This window comes from Aeropyrum camini SY1 = JCM 12091, from assembly GCF_000591035.1.
In the GTDB taxonomy this organism is placed as follows: domain Archaea; phylum Thermoproteota; class Thermoprotei_A; order Sulfolobales; family Acidilobaceae; genus Aeropyrum; species Aeropyrum camini.
Genome location: NC_022521.1, coordinates 884,360 through 903,249, shown reverse-complemented (window position 1 = coordinate 903,249; position 18,890 = coordinate 884,360). Strand labels below are relative to the sequence as shown.

General features: G+C 58.2%; 20 protein-coding genes and 1 tRNA gene. 10 read left to right on the top strand and 11 right to left on the bottom strand.

Translation table 11 applies throughout. The features are described 5' to 3' along the window. Positions 1 to 10: 10 nt before the first annotated feature. A complete protein-coding gene (locus ACAM_RS04775) occupies positions 11 to 505 on the bottom strand; it encodes a class I SAM-dependent methyltransferase (RefSeq protein ID WP_062661810.1) in 495 nt (164 codons plus the stop codon). A gap of 282 nt (positions 506 to 787) precedes the next feature. Here ACAM_RS04775 and ACAM_RS04770 point away from each other — a divergent pair, with 282 nt between their 5' ends. The 3 genes from ACAM_RS04770 to ACAM_RS04760 all read left to right on the top strand — a co-directional run bounded on the left by ACAM_RS04770 (position 788) and on the right by ACAM_RS04760 (position 3,486). Beyond that, on the top strand, positions 788 to 1,189 hold the full coding sequence (locus ACAM_RS04770) for a RidA family protein (protein WP_022541686.1): 402 nt from the start codon (positions 788 to 790) through the stop codon (positions 1,187 to 1,189). Then, the gene (gene ilvA / locus ACAM_RS04765; protein ID WP_022541685.1) at positions 1,174 to 2,409 is read left to right on the top strand and encodes a threonine ammonia-lyase; all 1,236 of its coding nucleotides are present in this window, start codon (positions 1,174 to 1,176) and stop codon (positions 2,407 to 2,409) included. The genes ACAM_RS04770 and ilvA overlap by 16 nt, the downstream gene beginning before the upstream one ends. Positions 2,410 to 2,499: 90 nt before the next feature. Then, the gene (locus ACAM_RS04760) at positions 2,500 to 3,486 is read left to right on the top strand and encodes an Lrp/AsnC family transcriptional regulator (RefSeq protein WP_022541684.1); all 987 of its coding nucleotides are present in this window, start codon (positions 2,500 to 2,502) and stop codon (positions 3,484 to 3,486) included. A 128-nt stretch (positions 3,487 to 3,614) separates the two neighbouring features. On the opposite strand, the gene ACAM_RS04755 is transcribed toward ACAM_RS04760, so the two are convergent. Further along, positions 3,615 to 3,851, bottom strand: a complete 237-nt coding sequence (locus ACAM_RS04755; RefSeq protein ID WP_022541683.1) for a ribbon-helix-helix domain-containing protein — start codon at positions 3,849 to 3,851, stop codon at positions 3,615 to 3,617. A gap of 290 nt (positions 3,852 to 4,141) precedes the next feature. Between ACAM_RS04755 and ACAM_RS04750 the strand changes: the two genes are divergently transcribed. Both ACAM_RS04750 and ACAM_RS04745 read left to right on the top strand, forming a co-directional pair. Next, a complete protein-coding gene (locus tag ACAM_RS04750; protein WP_022541682.1) occupies positions 4,142 to 5,122 on the top strand; it encodes an aldo/keto reductase in 981 nt (326 codons plus the stop codon). Between the two features lies 1 nt (position 5,123). Further along, entirely contained in the window at positions 5,124 to 5,732 is a 609-nt protein-coding gene (locus tag ACAM_RS04745) for a hypothetical protein (RefSeq protein ID WP_022541681.1), read from the top strand. On the opposite strand, the gene ACAM_RS04740 is transcribed toward ACAM_RS04745, so the two are convergent. The 4 genes from ACAM_RS04740 to ACAM_RS04725 form a co-directional block, all read right to left on the bottom strand. Then, the gene (locus ACAM_RS04740) at positions 5,700 to 6,422 is read right to left on the bottom strand and encodes a uroporphyrinogen-III synthase (protein ID WP_022541680.1); all 723 of its coding nucleotides are present in this window, start codon (positions 6,420 to 6,422) and stop codon (positions 5,700 to 5,702) included. The genes ACAM_RS04745 and ACAM_RS04740 overlap by 33 nt on opposite strands. After that, positions 6,400 to 7,062 carry a precorrin-2 dehydrogenase/sirohydrochlorin ferrochelatase family protein gene (locus ACAM_RS04735; protein ID WP_022541679.1) on the bottom strand — a complete coding sequence of 221 codons (663 nt, stop codon included), beginning with the start codon at positions 7,060 to 7,062 and terminating at the stop codon, positions 6,400 to 6,402. Before ACAM_RS04735 ends, ACAM_RS04740 begins: the two co-directional genes overlap by 23 nt. 14 nt (positions 7,063 to 7,076) lie before the next feature. Further along, a complete protein-coding gene (locus ACAM_RS04730) occupies positions 7,077 to 8,099 on the bottom strand; it encodes a pyridoxal-phosphate dependent enzyme (RefSeq protein ID WP_198407776.1) in 1,023 nt (340 codons plus the stop codon). A gap of 193 nt (positions 8,100 to 8,292) precedes the next feature. Then, positions 8,293 to 8,559, bottom strand: a complete 267-nt coding sequence (locus tag ACAM_RS04725) for a hypothetical protein (RefSeq protein WP_062661819.1) — start codon at positions 8,557 to 8,559, stop codon at positions 8,293 to 8,295. A 140-nt stretch (positions 8,560 to 8,699) separates the two neighbouring features. Between ACAM_RS04725 and ACAM_RS04720 the strand changes: the two genes are divergently transcribed. Both ACAM_RS04720 and ACAM_RS04715 read left to right on the top strand, forming a co-directional pair. Continuing rightward, a complete protein-coding gene (locus ACAM_RS04720) occupies positions 8,700 to 10,709 on the top strand; it encodes a 3-hydroxyacyl-CoA dehydrogenase/enoyl-CoA hydratase family protein (RefSeq protein ID WP_022541676.1) in 2,010 nt (669 codons plus the stop codon). A 122-nt stretch (positions 10,710 to 10,831) separates the two neighbouring features. Continuing rightward, positions 10,832 to 10,907, top strand: a tRNA-Gln gene (locus tag ACAM_RS04715). Positions 10,908 to 10,934: 27 nt separating this feature from the next. On the opposite strand, the gene ACAM_RS04710 is transcribed toward ACAM_RS04715, so the two are convergent. The 3 genes from ACAM_RS04710 to ACAM_RS04700 all read right to left on the bottom strand — a co-directional run bounded on the left by ACAM_RS04710 (position 10,935) and on the right by ACAM_RS04700 (position 13,361). Continuing rightward, positions 10,935 to 11,774, bottom strand: coding sequence for a D-aminoacyl-tRNA deacylase (locus ACAM_RS04710; RefSeq protein WP_022541675.1), 840 nt, complete (start codon positions 11,772 to 11,774; stop codon positions 10,935 to 10,937). Then, positions 11,743 to 12,288 carry an NUDIX hydrolase gene (locus ACAM_RS04705; protein WP_232502332.1) on the bottom strand — a complete coding sequence of 182 codons (546 nt, stop codon included), beginning with the start codon at positions 12,286 to 12,288 and terminating at the stop codon, positions 11,743 to 11,745. The genes ACAM_RS04710 and ACAM_RS04705 overlap by 32 nt, the downstream gene beginning before the upstream one ends. A gap of 155 nt (positions 12,289 to 12,443) precedes the next feature. After that, the gene (locus tag ACAM_RS04700; protein ID WP_022541673.1) at positions 12,444 to 13,361 is read right to left on the bottom strand and encodes a DUF389 domain-containing protein; all 918 of its coding nucleotides are present in this window, start codon (positions 13,359 to 13,361) and stop codon (positions 12,444 to 12,446) included. Between the two features lie 94 nt (positions 13,362 to 13,455). Between ACAM_RS04700 and ACAM_RS04695 the strand changes: the two genes are divergently transcribed. The 3 genes from ACAM_RS04695 to ACAM_RS04685 all read left to right on the top strand — a co-directional run bounded on the left by ACAM_RS04695 (position 13,456) and on the right by ACAM_RS04685 (position 17,648). Continuing rightward, on the top strand, positions 13,456 to 14,337 hold the full coding sequence (locus ACAM_RS04695; protein WP_158318596.1) for a LysO family transporter: 882 nt from the start codon (positions 13,456 to 13,458) through the stop codon (positions 14,335 to 14,337). A gap of 463 nt (positions 14,338 to 14,800) precedes the next feature. After that, positions 14,801 to 16,729, top strand: a complete 1,929-nt coding sequence (locus ACAM_RS04690) for a 2-oxoacid:ferredoxin oxidoreductase subunit alpha (RefSeq protein WP_022541671.1) — start codon at positions 14,801 to 14,803, stop codon at positions 16,727 to 16,729. Further along, positions 16,719 to 17,648, top strand: coding sequence for a 2-oxoacid:ferredoxin oxidoreductase subunit beta (locus ACAM_RS04685; protein ID WP_022541670.1), 930 nt, complete (start codon positions 16,719 to 16,721; stop codon positions 17,646 to 17,648). The genes ACAM_RS04690 and ACAM_RS04685 overlap by 11 nt, the downstream gene beginning before the upstream one ends. Here ACAM_RS04685 and ACAM_RS04680 read toward each other — a convergent pair. Together ACAM_RS04680 and ACAM_RS04675 are read right to left on the bottom strand one after the other, a co-directional pair. Further along, positions 17,645 to 18,010 carry a preQ(1) synthase gene (locus ACAM_RS04680; RefSeq protein ID WP_148706428.1) on the bottom strand — a complete coding sequence of 122 codons (366 nt, stop codon included), beginning with the start codon at positions 18,008 to 18,010 and terminating at the stop codon, positions 17,645 to 17,647. The two genes, ACAM_RS04685 and ACAM_RS04680, sit on opposite strands and share 4 nt — an antisense overlap. After that, positions 17,982 to 18,791, bottom strand: a complete 810-nt coding sequence (locus tag ACAM_RS04675) for a 7-cyano-7-deazaguanine synthase (protein WP_022541668.1) — start codon at positions 18,789 to 18,791, stop codon at positions 17,982 to 17,984. Before ACAM_RS04675 ends, ACAM_RS04680 begins: the two co-directional genes overlap by 29 nt. Positions 18,792 to 18,890 lie beyond the last annotated feature (99 nt).

Below are 18,890 nucleotides of genomic sequence, written 5' to 3'. Positions count from 1 at the left end.
TAAAAGGGCTCTATCCCCTGTCTGAGACCCCTTTGACGTAGAGGTACAAGCTTCTCTGCCAACCGGTTGTAGCCGTTTCAACCTTAACCGGCTTCCAACCGGGTATGGGGAAGTCTAGGGTCACGATCCTGGCACCTTCACGGAGCTCGCGGGCGAGCTTAGGCTTTAAACTCTCGTTGACGCTGGTGAGGAGGTACATGTAGACCGCTGTAGCGTCCTTAAGGGGAGTCTTGAAGAAGTCGTTGTTGACGAACTCTATCCTGTCGGCAACACCCTCCTCCTCAGCCTTCATCCTAGCCTCCTTCAACAGGTCCTCCCTAGTCTCCACACACACCGCCTTCTTCACCCTAGTCTTCTTCACGGCCTCGATCACAACCCTACCGTCGCCGCAGCCTAGATCGTAGAAGACATCGTCCTCTCTAAGCTCTAGAAGCTCGAGGATGCGGGGTATAAGCTCGGGCCTCGTCGGGACGTAGGGGACTAGGGGGTTGGAGCCGAGAGTCAAAGCTATCCACCCTAGAAACGCGAGATCCTCGTCGAAACCCCGTTCCAATCTCTATCCTAAAAGTACTATTGGTGGATTAAAAGGTAGAATAAGCTTTACATGGGAAGGTGCAGAGCGGCGGTTCCCGACGGCCTGTGCAATTTGTTCGAATCCGTACTAATTAACAACAATATCATTAAGAAAGTTAAACATCAAAATCTGCATATACATCGTTATTGTATATGTATCTGGCTTCAACATTATAAGGGCTTATACCCAACTGTAGGATAAGGTGTTCCCCTGTTGGACAACGGGGGTAAAAAGGGAATTCTAGTGGAGTCGGCTCCTAAGCCTGTAGGCCCCTACAGCCAGGCTGTCGAGTCTGGTTGTTTCATGTTTGTCTCGGGCCAGATACCCATAGACCCCGAGACAGGTGCCCTGGAGAGGGATGGGTTTAGGGAGGCTGCTAGGAGGGCCCTGGAGAATCTAAAGGCTATAGTTGAGGGCGCCGGCTACAGTATGGATGATATTGTAAAAGTTACAGTCTATATCACGGACATTGAAAGGTTCTCGGAGTTCAACGAGATTTATAAAGAATATTTTAACAGGCCGTATCCAGCTAGAGCTGTGGTGGGCGTCGCCGCGCTACCCCTCGGGGCGCCCCTCGAGGTCGAAGCGGTGCTTTACACTTGTCGGAAGAAGTAGAAGCCCTTAGGCTGGCTGACGAGATTTATAGGCTTAGCTCCGAGGCCAGGAGGTACGTAGCCAGAGGTGCCCATGTGACACCCCTCGACAAGAGCTCCACCCTCTCGGCGATAGCAGGAGTGGAGGTTTACCTCAAGCTCGAGAACCTCCAGAAGACGGGGAGCTTCAAGGTCAGAGGGCCCCTGTTCAAGCTTGGAAGGGCCCTCGAGAGGGGCAATGTAGAGGGGGTTGTGGCTGCCTCCGCAGGGAACCACGCCCAGGGTGTGGCGTATGCCGCCAGCTTCTACGGGCTGAAGAGCGTCATAGTCATGCCTGAGCTAGCCCCCCCGGCCAAGGTAAAGGCTACTAGGTCGTATGGGGCGGAGGTTGTGCTGCACGGCCGTGTTGTTGACGAGGCTTTCAAGCTCGCCGAGAAGATTGCTGAGGAGAGGGGCTATATGCTTGTCCACCCGTTCGACGATCCCGAGATCATGGCGGGCAACGGCACTATAGCCTGGGAATCATACGAGCAGGGAGGCAGGTTCGACACCGTCATAGTACCAGTCGGCGGGGGAGGGCTCATATCAGGGATTGTCTCGGTAGTGCGGAAGCTAATGCCCGGCGCGAGGGTTATAGGTGTTGAGGCTGAGGCTGCGCCCAAGTTCGTGGAGAGCCTCAAGGAGGATAGGCGTGTTGAGGTTGAGGTTACCCACAGCCTGGCTGACGGTCTGGTGACCAAGAAGCCCGGCAAGCTGACGTACCCTATAGTGAAGTATCTCGTGGATAAGGTTGTAACTGTGGACGAGCACGAGATAGCCAGCGCCATGTACCTCCTCCTAGAGAGGTCTAAGATACTGGCTGAGGGGGCTGGAGCTGCGGGCGTGGCGGCCTTGCTGGCTAGGGTTGTGAAGCCTAAGGGAAGGACCCTGGTTATTGTTAGCGGGGGGAACGCGGATCTCACGAGCATAGAGAAGGTCATACTGGTTGGTCTTGCCAGGGAGGGTAGGATAGCGAGGATTACGGGAGTTATACCAGACATGCCTGGCCAGCTGTATAGGGTGCTCGAGGTGATAGCTGAGAAGAGGTGTAACGTAGTTGACATTGTACATGATAGGCTCCACCCGAGGATAAGCCCTGGGATGGCGAGGGTGACGATAGTTCTGGAGGTTCCCGAGCGGATGCTCCTCTTCGAGCTGCTGGAGGACCTGAGGGACATGGGCTACAGGTTCGTCATAGACTGATCCAGTCCTAGCTATACTAGTGCACAACCGATACTTACTCAGGCTTAACAGCCCGACTCTACATCCGACTAGGATTAGGGCTGTTAGGGTATGTCGGCCGGTGCCACGCAGCTGTTGGGCGAGAGGGATATAGACCTCCTTATGGAGCTCCAGTACAACTTCCAGATCTCCCCAGACCCGATAGGCGATGCTGCTAGAAGCGTGGGCCTCAGCCCGGAGAGGGCGGTGGAGAGGCTGAAGGAGCTTGCCAAGGCCGGTATAGTCAAGAGAATAGGCTTCTACTACAACTACCGCGCCCAGGGGAAGACGGCGGCTCTCGTAGCGTTCGCCGCGGGAGAAAAGTACCGGGAGCTGGCCAACCTCTTCCGGGGCGACCCGGATGTGACGCACAACTACCTCAGAGACCATCCAGTCTATAATGTTTGGATCGTCATCAAGAGGCCCACTAGGGAGGAGCTCCTAAGGGCTGTTGACGAGGCGGCTAGGAAGGTGGGGGTTGACGGGTGGATAGCCCTGTTCAGCAGGAGGACCTACAAGCTCAGCGTCAAGTACGATCTCAGGGAGGGTATATCGAGGAGCGGCCGCTACTGGAGGGTTGAGGAGAAGCCCCCGAGGCCCGAGGACCTCGGGGTAGACCCTATGCTACCCAGGCTCGTGAGAGTCCTCCACCTCAACTTAAACCCCTACCGCCACGCTGCTGACAGGCTCGGCATCACCGTGGACGAGGTCCTCAGCCAGGTTAAGCTCCTCCTAGATAAAGGGGTGCTGATGGACCCAGGCCTAGCCCTAGACGGCCACAAGGCAGGGTTCACAGAGAACGCGATGGTTGTAATGGAGCCCGAGGGGAGCGGCGAGGAGACATGCGAGAGGGCGGCTGAGCTTCCTTACAGCACTCACGTCGTCCTCAGGGAGAGCTACCCCCCTGGGGCGTGGAGGCACATATGCTATTTCATGGTCCACGCCACCAGCAAGGACAGGATAAACATGGTGCTGGAAGAGGCTAGGGAGAAGTGTAGACCGAGGGACGCCATGGCCATATTCAGCCTCGAGGACCTCAAGCCAGGCTACGTGAGATAGCCCTCCGTGACAGGGGCCTGGGACCCAGTATAAGCTTTGCACAGGGTTAGGAGAGCTTACCGCAGGGGGTAGGCGTCCTAGAGGCCCGCTCGAGACCCGGGCCCTAGGCTGGAGAGGATATGGGGATCCTAAAACTCGGGCTGCTGGATATGCTCGCCCTCAACCCCAGCACCGAGGGGCTCCAGGCCTATCCTAGCCAGGGGAAGGCCCACCGCCGGCGCTGCAGTCCCCCATAGCTCTCTTTTGAGCAGCTCTCTAACAGCTATCCGGATTACCTCACTCCGGCTGCTGTACCTACCGGCTCGGACAAGCTCGTCTATTCCCTTAACGTACATCTCGGGCATTTTCACCGTTACGAGCCTCATCCCGGCGCTTCACCGTGGTGTTGTAAGGGTTCTTAGAGTTTTAGGGGAATCCCGGGCTGCTATACGAAGGTAATACCGGGTGTTTTGCTATGTACAAGAGTATGACTAGGCTATCGTTAGTGGTTGTAGGAGTTAACTTCTAGTGGAAACCACATGATGTCTACACCCCCTAACACCCTATATACCCGCATACCCTCCCGGGTGCTTGCGAGTGTTTAGCGGTGTTAATGCACATACTTACGGGTGCTAAACAGCCCGCCCCCTCTTATCTCCAGGGTGGGTAGGGTCTGTTGGCCGGCTTCACAGGGCTGCCAGAGTCTAAGCTGGCCTATGGGGTTTACAGCCTGACGGGGATGTATGGTAGTGTGGAGCCGGGTGAGGCTGTCGAGGTCCTCAGGTTCGCGAGAAGACTGGGTGTGGAGCACTTCGACACTGCGGACGTCTACGGCAATGGCTTGGGCGAAAGCCTAGTGGGCCAAGCCTTCCCCCGGGGGGAGGGTGTTTTCGTGGCGACCAAGATAGGCTACGATTTCTATGGTGGAGGCAGGCCTAGGAGACGCCACGACAGGGAGTATCTAGAGAAGGCGCTGAGGAGGAGCCTCGAGAGGCTGGGAGTCGATAGGGTTGACCTCCTCTACATACACAACCCTCCCCTTGAGGTCCTGGAAAAGGGGGAGATCTACCGCTTCCTCTCCTGGGCCAAGGGTGAGGGGCTCATAGGCCTCGGCGGGGTCGCTCTAGGCCCTGAGACCGACGTCGCTGAGGAGGCTCTCGAGGCCATGTCCCACAGCGAGGTTGAGGCGGTACAGTTTGTCTACAACATGCTGGAGCAGGAGCCCGGCTACACGATAGCATTATGGGCCAGGGAGAGGGGCGTGGCTGCTGTTGCAAGGGTTCCCCACGCAGGGGGGGTTCTAGACGAGAGCATAACACCCCGGGAGGCTGAGAGGCTCAGGGACCATAGAAGCCTGAGGAGGGGGGGCTGGTACAGGTGGGCCTTCAGAGTATACAGCAGGATCAAGCCCCTACTCGAAGACCTACCGGGGACGCCGGGCCAGAAGGCAATAGCCTTTATCCTATCGAGCGCGCCGATAGACTCTGTAGTCCTAATAGCGAAGACTAGGGAGAAGCTGAGGGAATACACCTCCCCTGAGAGCACCATACGGCTGCCCAGTAGTGTTGTCGAAGAGATCAGGAGGATATACATGGAGGAGGTGAGGGAGAGCCCGGAAGCCCCCCTCAAGAGCTTGAAGCTAGCGGGGGTGTTGTAGAGTGGGGAGGATAGTTATTGTATATCACGAGCCGGGGGATCCGGCGTCGGTAAAACTCGTTGAAGACCTGGCCTCTAGGCTGGAGGACAGGCTTGGAGTAAGAGTCGTTACTGTCCAGATGAAGGATGTGGAGAGCAGGGGCGCGAAAGCCTTCAACAGCGGAGACACCGTGGTCAGCCTGCTCCCGGCAAGGGGGGGCCACCTCCACACGGTGGCCGAGGCGGCGAAGAGGGCGGGCGCGAAGCATGTAGGCCCCATACCCCCGAGCCTGACGGCGAGGGCTCTGATACCGGTGTTAAAGGGCTGCAGGGAGGTGGGGATCGTATACTGGCCCGCCAAGAGGTTTAAAGCGGAGCAGAGGGAGGACCTGGAGGAGGTGGCGTCGAGGCTAGAAGAAGGAACGGGCGCCAGGGTAGAGCTCGTCAGCATCGGGGATATAAGGTGTCTAGAGTGTATGGCGTCCTCGAGCCTCCTACCCGGAAGGGCGTCAAGAGCTGTGGAGTCATGCAACCCAGCGAGGAAGGTGCCATACCTCCTGGCAGCAGCTAGGCACCTAATAGAGGAGTGGATAGAAGGCCTAGCCACCCTTGAGAAGCCTGCAGAGGGCTAGAGCCGCTCTAGCAAGATCCTCCCTCTTCACAGAGGGGGGTATGCAGAGGGGCCTTGGCGGGCATGCTGAGACCGCCAGCGCCGTTGAAACGCCTATCGCGACATACCCCCCTGCACCCCCGCCCCCCTTCTCCAGAGCCCTGCAGTACATCCTCGCTATCTCACTGCTCGTAAGCACCGCAACGTCGACCTTGAGCCTCGCCGCCTCCTCCAACATCTCCCCCCGTATGACGGGCTCGTATATAGCAACCTCGACAACCCTGAGCCCAGCCCCCTCCACGCCCCTACCTAGCCCGGCCCTGCTCCTCGCCAGCACTATGCACTTCTCGCCAGCCCCCTCCGCCTCTCTAAGCATGGAGGACACGCTATAGCCTCCCCGGGGGAGTATGGGCTTCACACCCGCCATCTCCAGTAGAACCCTGGCCGTCTGGGGGCCGACGGCATACACCCTCTCCGCAGCCTCGAGGACCTCCGGAGACCTGGCCAGGAGCTCGGCACCCCTGGGGCTTGTTATCCCTAGCACAGGGCATCTGCGGAGGGCACTCAGCAGGGACTCCCTCCACCCCTCCGCCTCCCTAAACCCCATGACCGGTATCCAGAAGGTGCTGCCACCCAGGAGCTTATGGAGCTCTATAGCGAGGTCCTCGCTCGGGGTGAGGACGAGGTAGCTACACACCGGCTCCCGCGACACATCTAGCCACCTCCACAGCCCTCCTATAAGCCTCTTCAACCCTGCCCTCGCTACAGAGCCTCCTATACTCTCTGTCCTTCCAGAGAGACGCGTGTATAGCCATCCTAACCTTAGGATCCCCTACGCTCTCGAGAAGCATCCTCTTAACCCTCCCATGGGTTTTTAGAAGGCACTCGACCTCCCTGTCGCTCTCAAGCATCTCGACTATCTTTTCTAGCGCCCTCCTAGCTGCAAGGCCCGATACGCCCAGGCTCGTGACGCCCACGATAAGCCCGCCAGCCTCACCGGCGAAGGGGAACACGAGGTTCCCGAGCCTGTGGTCGGCTGCCATGTTCACAAGCTTCCCCGCCTCCAGAGCATGCCCCACAAACTCCTCAGCCTCCCTCGTGAGGGGAGTAGCGACGACGACTATAGAAGCCCAGGGGATGTGTCTCCTCGCCTCGTCGAACCCGCCCTCTACCAGCTCGACTCCAAGCCTGCCAGCAGCCTGCTGTAACTCCCTCGAGAACTCGAGGGAGACAACCCTGACCTTCGCGCCCTTGGAGGCTAGGAGCAGGGCCCTCCTACCCCCGACGCCGCCGCCCCCCACCACTAGGACCCTAGCCCCTCTAACCCTCACCACGAAGGGGTGATACCCCATCTCCCACACCCAGCCTATATGGCGCCTGCAGAAAGCTTCTCAAGAAGGCTGGCGTACTTCAAACCGCTGCCCGTCAAAACCAGTATAGTATCCCCGGGGAGAATACCCTTCTCCCTGAGGACCTCTAGGGCTGCGAAGACGGCGGCACTGCTTGGCTCTATCAGGAAGCCTTTACGAAGCGCCGTCCTCACCGCTCCCGGCACGGCCTCATCCCCAACCACTACAACACCTCCCCCGCTATCCACCACCGCACGCGCCATCTCACCGAGCCTCGGCGGCCTTGCAAGGAGTAGCGCGTCGAGGAGTTTACCCTCGCCTCCCCCGGTCAAGCCGAGCTCGGGCACGAGCCCCTTGAGGGAGTAGGCTGCTGGCGACTGGACAGCGATGAGTCTAAAATCCCTCCCGGCCTCCTTGACCCCCCTGTATATACCGAGCAGGAGGGTGCCGCTGCTAGCCGGAACAAGCACGGTAGAACCGCTTCTAGCCTCACCCGCCATCTCCCTCCCCAGGCTCTTGACCCCCTCTAGGAATAGAGGGCTAGTCGGGTGGGCAACGTGGAAGCACCTCTCAGCCTCGGCCTCCGCCAGCCTTGCAGCCTCCTCCCTGCTAGCCGCCTCCACAAGCTCGGCCCCAGCTGCCCTAATCAGAACCTTCTTACCGGGAGAGGCTCTACGCGGGACGAAAACCCTAGCCCTCAAGCCGAGCCTAGCACTGTAGACAGCCGTGCTCAACCCCGTGTTACCGCTTGAGTCAACTACCACACAGTCGTACCCTAGCATACTGGCCAGTCTAAGGCTGTAGCCAGCACCCCTGTCCTTGAAGCTGCCCGAGGGGTTCAGGTACTCCATCTTGGCACGGACGCCGCCGCCAACCTCCACTAAGGGTGTTGAGCCTTCTCCAAGCACCGGGCCAAGCCGGGGGAGCCCCTCAGCCTCCAGGGGCCCCTTACAGCGGGGGCACCAAGGCCTATACTCCCCCTCCCTAAGCCTCACTCCACACCTAGGGCACCACAGGACAAATCCCAAAGAGTCCGCCAAACCCCATTGCACCACATCACAAGGAGTCTGCATCACAGGGAGAAATAGGCTGACAGGCTGGCCTTGTTCAGCGGGGAGGAGTGGTTTACTGGCTGAGGAGCCCCGGAGGGGTTCAAGCTTACAGTAGTGTTAATTATAAAAGTGTTGCCCTCTGAGCCGCCTTCTGGCCGCGGGCCGGATGTCTCGTTCCGTCCTAGGAGGACACCTGCTTCTCCTGCGCCTCCAGAACGTTTATGATAGTGTGGGCTAGGTGCTCAGGCTTAGTATACCACTTGTCGTAGGAGTATTTCTTCTGCTTGTAGGAGAGCTCGACGACCTCCTGGGCGTCTCTGATGGTCATGACGATCTCGCTGCCCCTGACTAGGCTGAACTGGCTCTGGCCCCTGGGGAGTATCTTGAGCCCGTACTTGGCGAGGTGCGGCCTGAGTATGTCCTTCAGCTCGTCTAGATACTTGCTCATATCTAGATACACCGGATTCTAAAGGGAGATCCTGGGGGCTATTAAGGGTTATTAAAACGTTTACCGTGGCCTGTTATGTCGAAGGGAATACGTTGGGATTTAGACCCTCGTAAACAACTTTTCTAGCTGGCTTGGTAGCCTTGGCTGGGGAAGTTAAGACCATAACTGTCGTTGGCGCCGGGACTATGGGGCACGGTATTGCTGAGCTCGCGGCTATAGCAGGGTTTAAAGTGTATCTGGCCGACATTAACATGGACATCCTGAACAACGCCCTCCAGAGGATAAGGTGGAGCCTCGAGAAGCTGGCTGAGAAAGGGAGGATAAGGGAGTCTGTCAACACAGTCATGTCGAGGATCACTCCGATAGTCAGCGTTAAGGATGGCGGCTACAGCGAGGAACTGGCGAAGGCACTCTCGGAATCCGACTTCATGATTGAGGCCATACCCGAAAAGCTAGAGCTCAAGCAGCAGCTCTTCGCCTTCGCCGATAAGCACGCCAAAGAATCCGCCATACTGGCCTCAAACACCAGCAGCCTGCCTATAACCGAGATAGCCGCAGCCACGACCAGGCCGGATAAGGTGGTTGGAATGCACTTCTTCAACCCCCCGGTCCTCATGCCCCTCGTGGAGGTGGTGAAGGGGGAGAAGACGAGCGAGGAGACTGTCGCGGCGACGGTAGACCTTGCTAAGAAGATGGGAAAGCAGACGGTGGTTGTGAAGAAGGATGTTCCAGGGTTCATAGTAAACAGGATACTCGGCAGGCTCATGGAGTCTGCCTGCCTCCTGGTTGAGAAGGGCGGCTACACGGTTGTTCAGGTGGACGCCACGGCCAAGTACCTACTCGGCCTGCCTATGGGCGTTTTCGAGCTCGCCGACTACAGCGGTATAGACGTGTTCTACTACGTCTTCGAGGCTATGAGCAGGAGAGGCTTCAAGAGTGCGAAGTGCAGCATATTCGAGGAGAAGTTCAAGGCCGGAGAGTACGGCGTCAAGTCGGGCAAGGGCATCTACAGCTACCCAGCCCCCAACAAGTACGTGAAGCCTAGTATACCGAGGGACGAGGCTAAGGTTGACCCGCTGCTCCTGATGGCCCTGCCGATAAACGAGGCCGCATGGCTGCTTAGGGATGACGTTGCGACCAAGGAGGATATTGACAAGGCGGTGAAGCTCGGGCTGGGATGGCCAAAAGGCGTCTTCGAGTATGCTGACGAGTTCGGCCTAGACAAGGTGGTCGAAGCCCTACAGAGGATTAAGAGGGACTTCGGCGTCGAGCATGCCGAGCCCGACCCGCTCCTCCGGCAGATGGTTGAGGAGGGCAGGCTTGGGAGGAAGACTGGCAAGGGCTTCTACGAGTATGGAGAGGTTGAGGAGAAGAAGATGGAGACGCTCCTGGTAAGGGTGGAAAAGCCCATAGCCTGGATAGTCCTGAACAGGCCGGACAAGCTCAACGCCATATCACCCAAGATGATAACAGAGCTTTCCCAGGCTCTAGACGAGCTGGAGGAAAATGACGATGTTAGGGTTGTAATATTGACGGGCGCCGGGAGGGCCTTCAGCGCGGGGGCTGACGTGACGGCCTTCGCCCAGGTGACACCCATAGATATACTCAGGTTCTCCAGGAAGTTCCAGGAGGTCACGCTCAAAATCCAGTTCTACACTAAGCCCGTGATAGTCGCGATAAAGGGCTACGCCCTAGGAGGAGGCCTCGAGCTGGCTATGTCGGGCGACATCAGGATAGCGAGCGAGGACGCCATGCTAGGCCAGCCCGAGATAAACCTGGGCTTCATACCCGGCGCCGGCGGGACGCAGAGGCTCGCGAGGCTCGCAGGCCCTGCTAGGGCGAAGGAGCTGATAATGACTGGCGACATGATACCCGCCAGGGATGCGGAGAAGATGGGTATAGTCAACAGGGTGGTGCCTCCCGAGCTTCTGGAGCAGGAGGCGAGGAGCCTTGCCCTGAAGCTGGCTGAGAAGCCTCCGATAGCGCTTGCAGCAGCGAAGTACGCCATAGACTTCGGCCTGGAGAGCAACATATGGGCTGGCCTGCAGCTAGAGGCCTCCCTCTTCAGCGTCCTCTTCAGCACTGAGGACGTTATAGAGGGCGTCACAGCGTTCCTGGAGAAGAGGAAGCCAAGGTTCAAAGGAAGGTAAAGCGGGTGAAGACAGGACCCACCTTCCTTTCTTTTTAGGGTCTTCACCAGCCCCCTATTCTAATACCAAAGACCCTTTAGGCCCGGCAGCATCTATGGTAGACATGGCCCCAGAGGGGCTGTAGCCGGGTCGTCTAGCGGCCCAGGATGCGGGGTTTTGGCCCCCGTGACCCGGGTTCGAATCCCGGCCCGGCTACCACACGTTTACACTCAAGCCGGCCCGGCGCTAGATGTACTCAACCCTGGCGCCCGCCGCCTCGACGGCCTTCTCCACCATCCTCCTCTGCGGCGACTTCAAGCTCTTCTTCTCCACTAGCGCCACCTCCGCCCTCCCTGGGTAGCTCTTAAGCACGGCGTCCCTGAGGACCTCGGCCGTCGTGCCCCGGTCGAAAGCGTACCTGGGTATAGCGTGTCCTATGCAGTAGCTGCTCTCGAGCTGGAGCTTAGTGTGCTTGGGCACGTAGTGGGTTCCCCCAAAGCCGGCTGCAGGGGTACACCCCCTTTTGATCCTGGGTAGCATATCCAGCGCTGTTTCGACAGCCAGGGCCAGTGTCTCCCACCCCCGGGGGTTGCGCCAGTCCTCCTCCGTGCTACCGAGCTCCGCGAACACCACCGGCTTACTCTGGCTGGTCGGGCCGTGGTGGGTCGCCTCTAGAGTCACCTCATGAGTCTCCGCGAGACCCGTCTCCCTGGAGACCCTGGCTAGGGATATCAGGAGTGCCTTGGCGAGGGCTGGATAGGCTACCGCCAGCTCTCTAGGCCTCCCACCGAGGCTGTTGTCACTGGTTGGGTTGCCCGGGTGGTGGACTGTTAGGCTCTTCCTACCGCTCTCGGCCCTATGCTTGGAGAGCACTATAACAGCCTCGGCTTGCGGGTCCGGTGTGGCATCGAGGATCTCCAGCTTGACGGCCTCGGCCTTGAAGCCGGCGATCGCCAGGTCCTCGTGTCTAAAGCACTCCACGGCCATCGGGCAGTGGGCGGGTTTTGCGGATAGGAGGCGGGCCAGCGCCTGGGCGGCTCCGCGGCCAGCCGGGTCACCCGTGCTGTACGCCACCGCCAGCCTCAAGCCCTTGCACCCTCAACGCCGCTATCGTGACGAGGGCTATGGTTTTAAGATCCTCTATAACACCTGTTTCGATAGCCTTGAGTGCTTCCGAGAGGGTCATGTCAACGACTCCCTCAATAACCTCGTGCTCCTCGGGGCTCATCTCACCCTTATCCAGGGAGTAGGCTAGGAATAGGTGGATATACTCGGTGGAGTATCCCGGCGAGACGTGGCCTCCTCCGACCCTAACCAGAGCCTTAGCCTTAAGACCGGCCTCCTCCTCCAGCTCCCTCGCCGCAGCAGCCTCCGGCGTCTCACCCTCTTTAAGCGTCCCGGCGGGGGCCTCCAGGGTCCATTTCCCTATGGAGGGTCTAAACTGGCGCACAAGGATTACCCGCCACTCCCCGTCTTTCTCCACGAGGGGTAGGACGGCGACGCTATCGGGGAACATAACCCTGTCCACGAGTATCTGCCTTCCGTTCGGTAGAGTTTCTATCCTAGCCTCAAACCTAACCCTCCTACCCCTACACTCCACATTCAACCCTCTATACACCTCCCGAGCCGCTGAGGCGTGACCAAAGGGGGGTAGAGCCCTAGGTGAATCTACACAGCGGCCCTCTCTCCCGGTTTAATGATTGAATGACAGCTTTTATCTTTCCCTATACTCCCCCATGGAGCTGGGTGTAGGGTTTAGAACAGCCTCCTGAGAATGTTGAACGTTAGTGTGGAGCCAGCTAGAAGGCCCGCCGCGTTGGCTAGGGCTTTCGCCAGTGCAGCCAGGCCCAGCTTGTAGTCTAGTAGTGCTATCCCTAGTCCGAGGGCGGCGAGGGGCGGTATTAGCGCTGCGGCCACAGCCACCCCTATAAGAGGCTCGTTGAGCCTCGCCACTGCTGCAAGAGATACAGCCGCCCCCAGTGCGAGGCCTATAACCAGGTCTGCGGCGCCTGGGCTGTAGGTCTGGCGTAGGTGTTCTAGAGGCTGTGTTGCGGCCGACCCAGGCCATAGCGTGGAGACTATAAAGGCCGCCGCCGTGGATGAAGCTAGAGCTATGAGGGCTAGTATAGCCAGGGAGGCGGCGCCTCCTCCTGCTACCCTAAGCCTACCGAATGAGAGGCCAACGGCGACAGAGTATATTGGGGAGAGGATGGGCGAGAGGAGCATAGCCCCGACGAGGAGGGGGGTACTCCCCATAGTTAGGCCGGCTAGTGCCACGACGCCCGCTATAGCGGCTAGAAGCGCCTGCAAGAGGTCTATGGAGGATCTATCCTCAGCCTCATCCAGCACCTCCTCAAGAGGTCTACCCCTCAGGATCCTCACCCGTCTAAGGAACCTCCTGGATAGTATCCTCCTAGAAGCTCCTATACCCGCTTCAACCTTCTCCATGTAGACGGCGTTCTCCCTCCTCCTCAAGTCGACAGCCCTGTAGAGGCCGGGTAGAACGTCCTGGAGAGCCTCCTCGGGCGCATATATCTCGAAAGCGATGGCAGACCCTTCACCGTTGAATGTTGCGGCGGACTCATACCAGTAGAGTCTAGCCTCCCTGAGGACCTCTCTCACCCTCTCAGCCTCAGCCTCCGAGGCGTAGACCGTAACCCTGTAAAGCGGCATCGATTTAACACCCCACGAGGCCTAGGGACCACTTAGGGACTACTCATGTTTATATTCGCGGAATTCAAAGGGACTCCCTCTCCGGATGCCGGCTATGGAGCTTGCGCTACCAGCGGTTGCAGGTCTGCTGGCCGGGTTTTACATGAGAGGCGCCTACTCTCACCTAGTCGAGCGGCTTATATACCCTGTTGTCTGGGCTCTAGTTTTCACCATAGGCACGGGCGTAGGCTCGAGGATAGAGCCTGATGTCGCTGCAGAGATCTTATACGGCTCCCTCCTTGTGGCACTTCTCCCCGGCGCTGCAAGTGTAGCAGTTGCCTTTGTCCTGACTAGACTGGCCTCCCAGGGGGATGCTGAGGAGGGTAGACTAGTCGCCAGCAGCTATGGGGGGATAAGGAGCCCCGTTATTATTCTAGTTTTCCTCATTGCAGGCACTGCTGTGGGGCGGCTGGCGGGACACCCGCTGTCGCAGGATATATCCACTATGCTCCTCTACGTTCTCCTCCTCCAGGCTGGCTACCTTGTCGGGGGTTCTGTTGGGCTGAGAGGGATAATAAGCGGGGGTAGAGTGGGAGGCCTACTAGCCCTCTCATGCATTATCGGCGGCCTACTGGGCGGGGCGGCGGCCGCCCATATTGCCGGTTGGAGTGTGGGGAGCGGCGCCGCTATGGGTATGGCCTCCGGCTGGTACTCTCTCGTGGGCCCGATCCTCTACACGGAAGACCCCTATCTCGGTGTTGTTGCCCTACTAGGCAACATGCTGAGGGAGACTCTGCACATTATAGCCTACCCTATCTTAGCTAGGAGGATGCCGATAGCCGCGGTAGCGCTAGGTGGAGCAACAACCATGGACACGGGCCTCCCGGTAGTCCTGGCATCTGCTGGTGAGAGAGCCGCCCTCCCCGCCTTCGTTCAGGGGGCGATGCTCACTCTAATCCTAAGCGTCATCCTCCCCCTCTATGTCTCGATAATATAAGCCGGCCCGGCGATAGAGAGGGGCGTGAGCCCTGCTCGCCCAACGTATATTCACCATGATATACGCCCTCCACGCTACACAAGGTTGACTAGGGACTCTAGGGCTTGCCGTCGAGCTATGGCGGGAAAGCCGGTGGCAAGGAATCCTGCAGCCAGTGCTTCTACTGGTGGCCCCATGCACTATACCCAATCGTCGGCTACTGCAGTCTACACCGGACTGTGACCTTCGAGGACTACTGGTGCGAACGTTTTAGGGAGATGAGGGTTGAGGAAGGGCGTTTTTACTGGTGTCTAACGTGTAGAACACGTCTCTCGTGGGAGGAGGCTGAAACACATCTCAAACGCGGGCATAAAGTGTATAGATCTGCATATCTAGAGCCCGATATTAGGGAGGAAATATATGACGCGTTCTAGTAGAATTAAAAAGTAGGTATCGTGTCGCACGCCTAATAGGGTGGTATGTATTGGTCGACATTAGCCTCATAATAGGGGGTCCCCAGGGCGGCGGTATAGAGAGCGCCGGCCAGATTGCGGTTAAATCCATGGTGCTCCTGGGCTACGAGGTCCTCGGCTCGAGGGAGTACCATAGCAACATAATGGGAGCCCACAGCTACTACCACCTGCGCGTCCAAGAACACCGGCCCCGAAGCCTCAAGCTACCTGTCGACGGTGTTCTAGCTCTCGATGCGGAGAGCGTTTTCACCCACTTCCGCGACGTCAGGCCGGGGGGCATCCTAGTCTACGACCCCGGTACTAGGTCTACGAGGGTGGACGCTATACAGCCTATGGCAGCCCCTTTGAAGAAGAGGTTGAAAAGCCTCTTCGAGTCTAAGGGAATGCAGCCCATTGTCGAGTCCGCCGTCAAGCTGGCTGAGGAGGCGGGGGCTAGGATTGTCGGTCTACCTCTGAAGGAGATGCTCAAAACCCTATCCGAGAGGACGGGCGCCCCAGTAGCAAGGGTATCGAGGGCGCTGAACACGCTGGGCCTGGCGTCAATGCTCTACATGCTGGGGGTCCCCGTCGAGTATGTTGAGAAGGCTATAGCCCTCCAGTTCGCCGGTAAGGAGAAGGTCGTGGCCATGAACATTGAGGCTGTTAGGATAGCTGTGGACTACGTGAGGGAGGCTTTCGGCGAGCCTGTGGAGAGGCTTCCTCCAGGCCCGAGGCGCGGGCAGACTATGATAGTGGCTACGGGTAACGATGTCGTGGCTATGGGGAAGATTGTTGGAGGCCTAGGGGTGATAACATACTACCCGATAACACCCTCCTCAGACGAGGCCCTGTACATCGAGAAGCACAGCTACATAAGCATCGACGGCCCCCTAGCCGAGAAGCTCGGATACGATAAGATAGCGGTGGCGATAGTCCAGATGGAGGATGAGCTTGCGAGCATAAACGCGGTCCTGGGCGCCGCGGCTGCGGGCGCCAGAGCCTCGACAACAACAAGCGGCCCCGGCTTCAGCCTTATGAACGAGGCTATCAGCCTCGCCGTGGAGGCTGAGATCCCGGTAGTGGTTACACTCTGGATGAGGGCTGGACCCAGTACTGGGATGCCCACTAGGACCGGCCAGCAGGACCTTCTGCACAGCATATTCTCAGGCCACGGTGACGCTCCCAAGATAGTTGTTGCCTCCGGTGACCATGTGGAGGCGTTCTACGATGCAATCAAAGCGTTCAACTGGGCTGAGGAGTTCCAGACCCCTGTTATTCACTTACTAGACAAGTACCTCGCCTCAAGCATGGTCAGCCTGGCTAGGGAGGACCTCGACCCGTCGAAAGTATCCATAACCCGCGGGAAGCTCCTGGAGAACCCGCCCGGAGACTATAGGAGGTATGAGGTTGAGGAGGACGGTATCAGCCCTAGGGCTAGGCTAGGCTCCGCCACTATGGTGATAACGGGGTTAGAGCACGACGAGTATGGCTACGCCACGGAGGACCCGGTTATGAGGGAGATCATGATGTTTAAGAGGGAGAGAAAGTTCAAAGTTATCGAGGAGAGGATTCCGGACGAGGAGAAGGCCGTGCTCCACGGAGACGCGGACGCGAGTATAGCCCTCGTATCATTCGGCTCCACCAAGCAGCCAGTGCTTGAGGCCCTCGAGATGCTTAGGGCCGAGGGCGTGAGGGCCAGGTTCGCCCAGATACGGCTCCTCTACCCGTTCCCAGGCCGCCTGGTGGAGGAGATGGTAGAGGGTGCTGAGAAGGTGATAATTGTGGAGCAAAATATCCTGGGGCAGCTGGCAATGCTTCTCAGGGCACATACTTCAATTAAACCCGATTCGAGCATAGTTAAGATAAACGGTAGGCCTCTGTACTCGTTTGAGGTGGCTAGCGCTGTGAAGAGGATACTTGAGACCGGGGAGGAGCGGGTGGTGGTTAGCCATGGCTCGTAGCTGGCTCGAGTATAAGACCCAGGCCTGGGTACAGTGGTGCCCAGGCTGCGGCGACTTCGGCATACTCAACAGCATCTACAGGGCTGTCTCGGAGCTGGGCATAGACCCTGAGAATCTCGCGGTGGTTGGGGGGATAGGCTGCAGCGGGAGGACTACCTACTATGTGAAGGGGAGCAACTTCCACGCCCTCCACGGCCGTGCAATACCTGTGGCAACCGGGGTAAAGCTGGCTAACCCCAGTCTAAACGTGATTGTGGCAGGCGGGGACGGAGACCTCATGGGGATAGGCGGCGGCCACTTCGTAGCCCTGGGCAGGAGGAACCTCAACATAACGGTGTTGCTGTTTGACAACGCCGTCTACGGCCTCACAAAGGGCCAGGCAGCGCCGACACTGCCGGCTTGGATCAAGACTAAAGCGTTGTCTATGCCGAATATCCATGACAACATAAACCCTGTGCTTCTGGCCTTCGCCGCCGGCTATACCTTCATAGCCAGGGGTTACGCATACCACACGCAGCAGTTGAAGGAGCTTATAAAAACCGCTGTTAGACACAGGGGTGCGGCCCTCGTCGACATACTGCAACCCTGCCCGACGTATAACAACGTAATGACTAACAAGTGGTATGAGGAGAGGATATACTATGTCGACCAGGAGGATGGTTACGACCCTGTGATAAGGACCCCGGAGGAGTTCCAGAAGAAGGCCCCCACGATAGCTGCGAAGCTGATGGAGTTCGGGGACAGGATACCTCTCGGTATACTGTACTGGAACCAGACCCGGGAGTCTTTCGAGGAGAGGTTGGAGAAGATAATGCCGGGCTATATGAGCGCGCCTCCCGCCACTAGGAGGATAGAGTTGGATGGCAAGCCCTTCCTACACCCCTTCGACGTCTTCAAGGACAGGCTAATAGTCCCCTAGATGGGGCTCATCTCCTCAGCCGGGCTCGTGTCCTCACACTTTTCAACCACCATACCCACCCTCCCATGGCTGCCCGTCAGCTTCACGCAGACGTACTCGGGGTTCAGCAGCTCCTTTAGAGTCGACACTATCTCCTGCGCCAGCTGCTCCTGGCTTATCCTGACACCCCTAAACTTCTCGAGCCAGCTGGCTAGGCTCAAAGCCTCTAGGCAGGCCTCCCTGCTCACATACTCTACTTCAATGTCGTAGCTGTCGGGTGCTCCTGTGAAGGGGCATACAGCGTCTACAGAGGCCTCCAGCATTATGTGGAGGCCGCGTGGACAGGGGAATGTGTCAGGCTTCCCTGCAGCTCCTGTGGACATAGTAGTCGCCCCTAGCCTCAAACTCTTCCTCAGGGCCCGGCGGGTTTTCGTATCTGGTGCAGTCCGGTATCCCGGCTTCCTTGAAAGCGCGGTGCCTGTTTATGCAGGATTCACACCTGCCACAGTGATATCTACCGTTGAGGTAGCAGCTCCAGGTCTCGTAGATGAGGCTCCCAACATTGTTGTAGGCCCACCTGAGGAGGTCTGGCTTGCCGAGGCCCTCTCTCGAGGGGCTCCAAACCTCGAGCCTCCTCATACCCCGGAAGTGGCAGAGCCTGAAGGCTGTCTGGAGGGACTCTATACACTCTGGGCTGCAGTCCGGGTAAAGGGGCTCGCCCGTGTCGGGCCTCGGCCTTATATCACCCCTGTGGGCCCCGTACGTAACTACAACCCTCTCCACATCCTCCTCCTCGAGGATGCTGTAGGCATATGCTGCTGCTATCGAGAGCATGACCACATTCCTAATAGGCACTACAACGCTGGGCGTATAGTCGGCCTCTACCTCAACCTCCTCATCAGTAAGCTGCGTTCCCCTCCACAGGCTCTTCATGAAGCTTATATCAACAAGCCTATGCTCCAGAACCCTGCCCCAACCACGCTTTCTCGCCAGCTCATCAGCCTCCTCAAGAAGCTTCTTAGCTGTGTGAACCTCGCGTGTAGCCTTCTGACCGTAGTTGAAACTGAGAGCGTGCACGCTACAGCCGCGGGAGAGCCACAATAGGGTGTAGGTAAAGCTGTCTGGTCCCCCACTAACTATCGAGACCGCCCTGCAACCCGTCAACAAGACCGACCCTCTAACTCGGTGCGTTAGCGAGGACTCTAAAATCTAAACTTCGCAAAGCAGTGAGAGAATTCTCTCTGATCCTGAATAGATGATCAA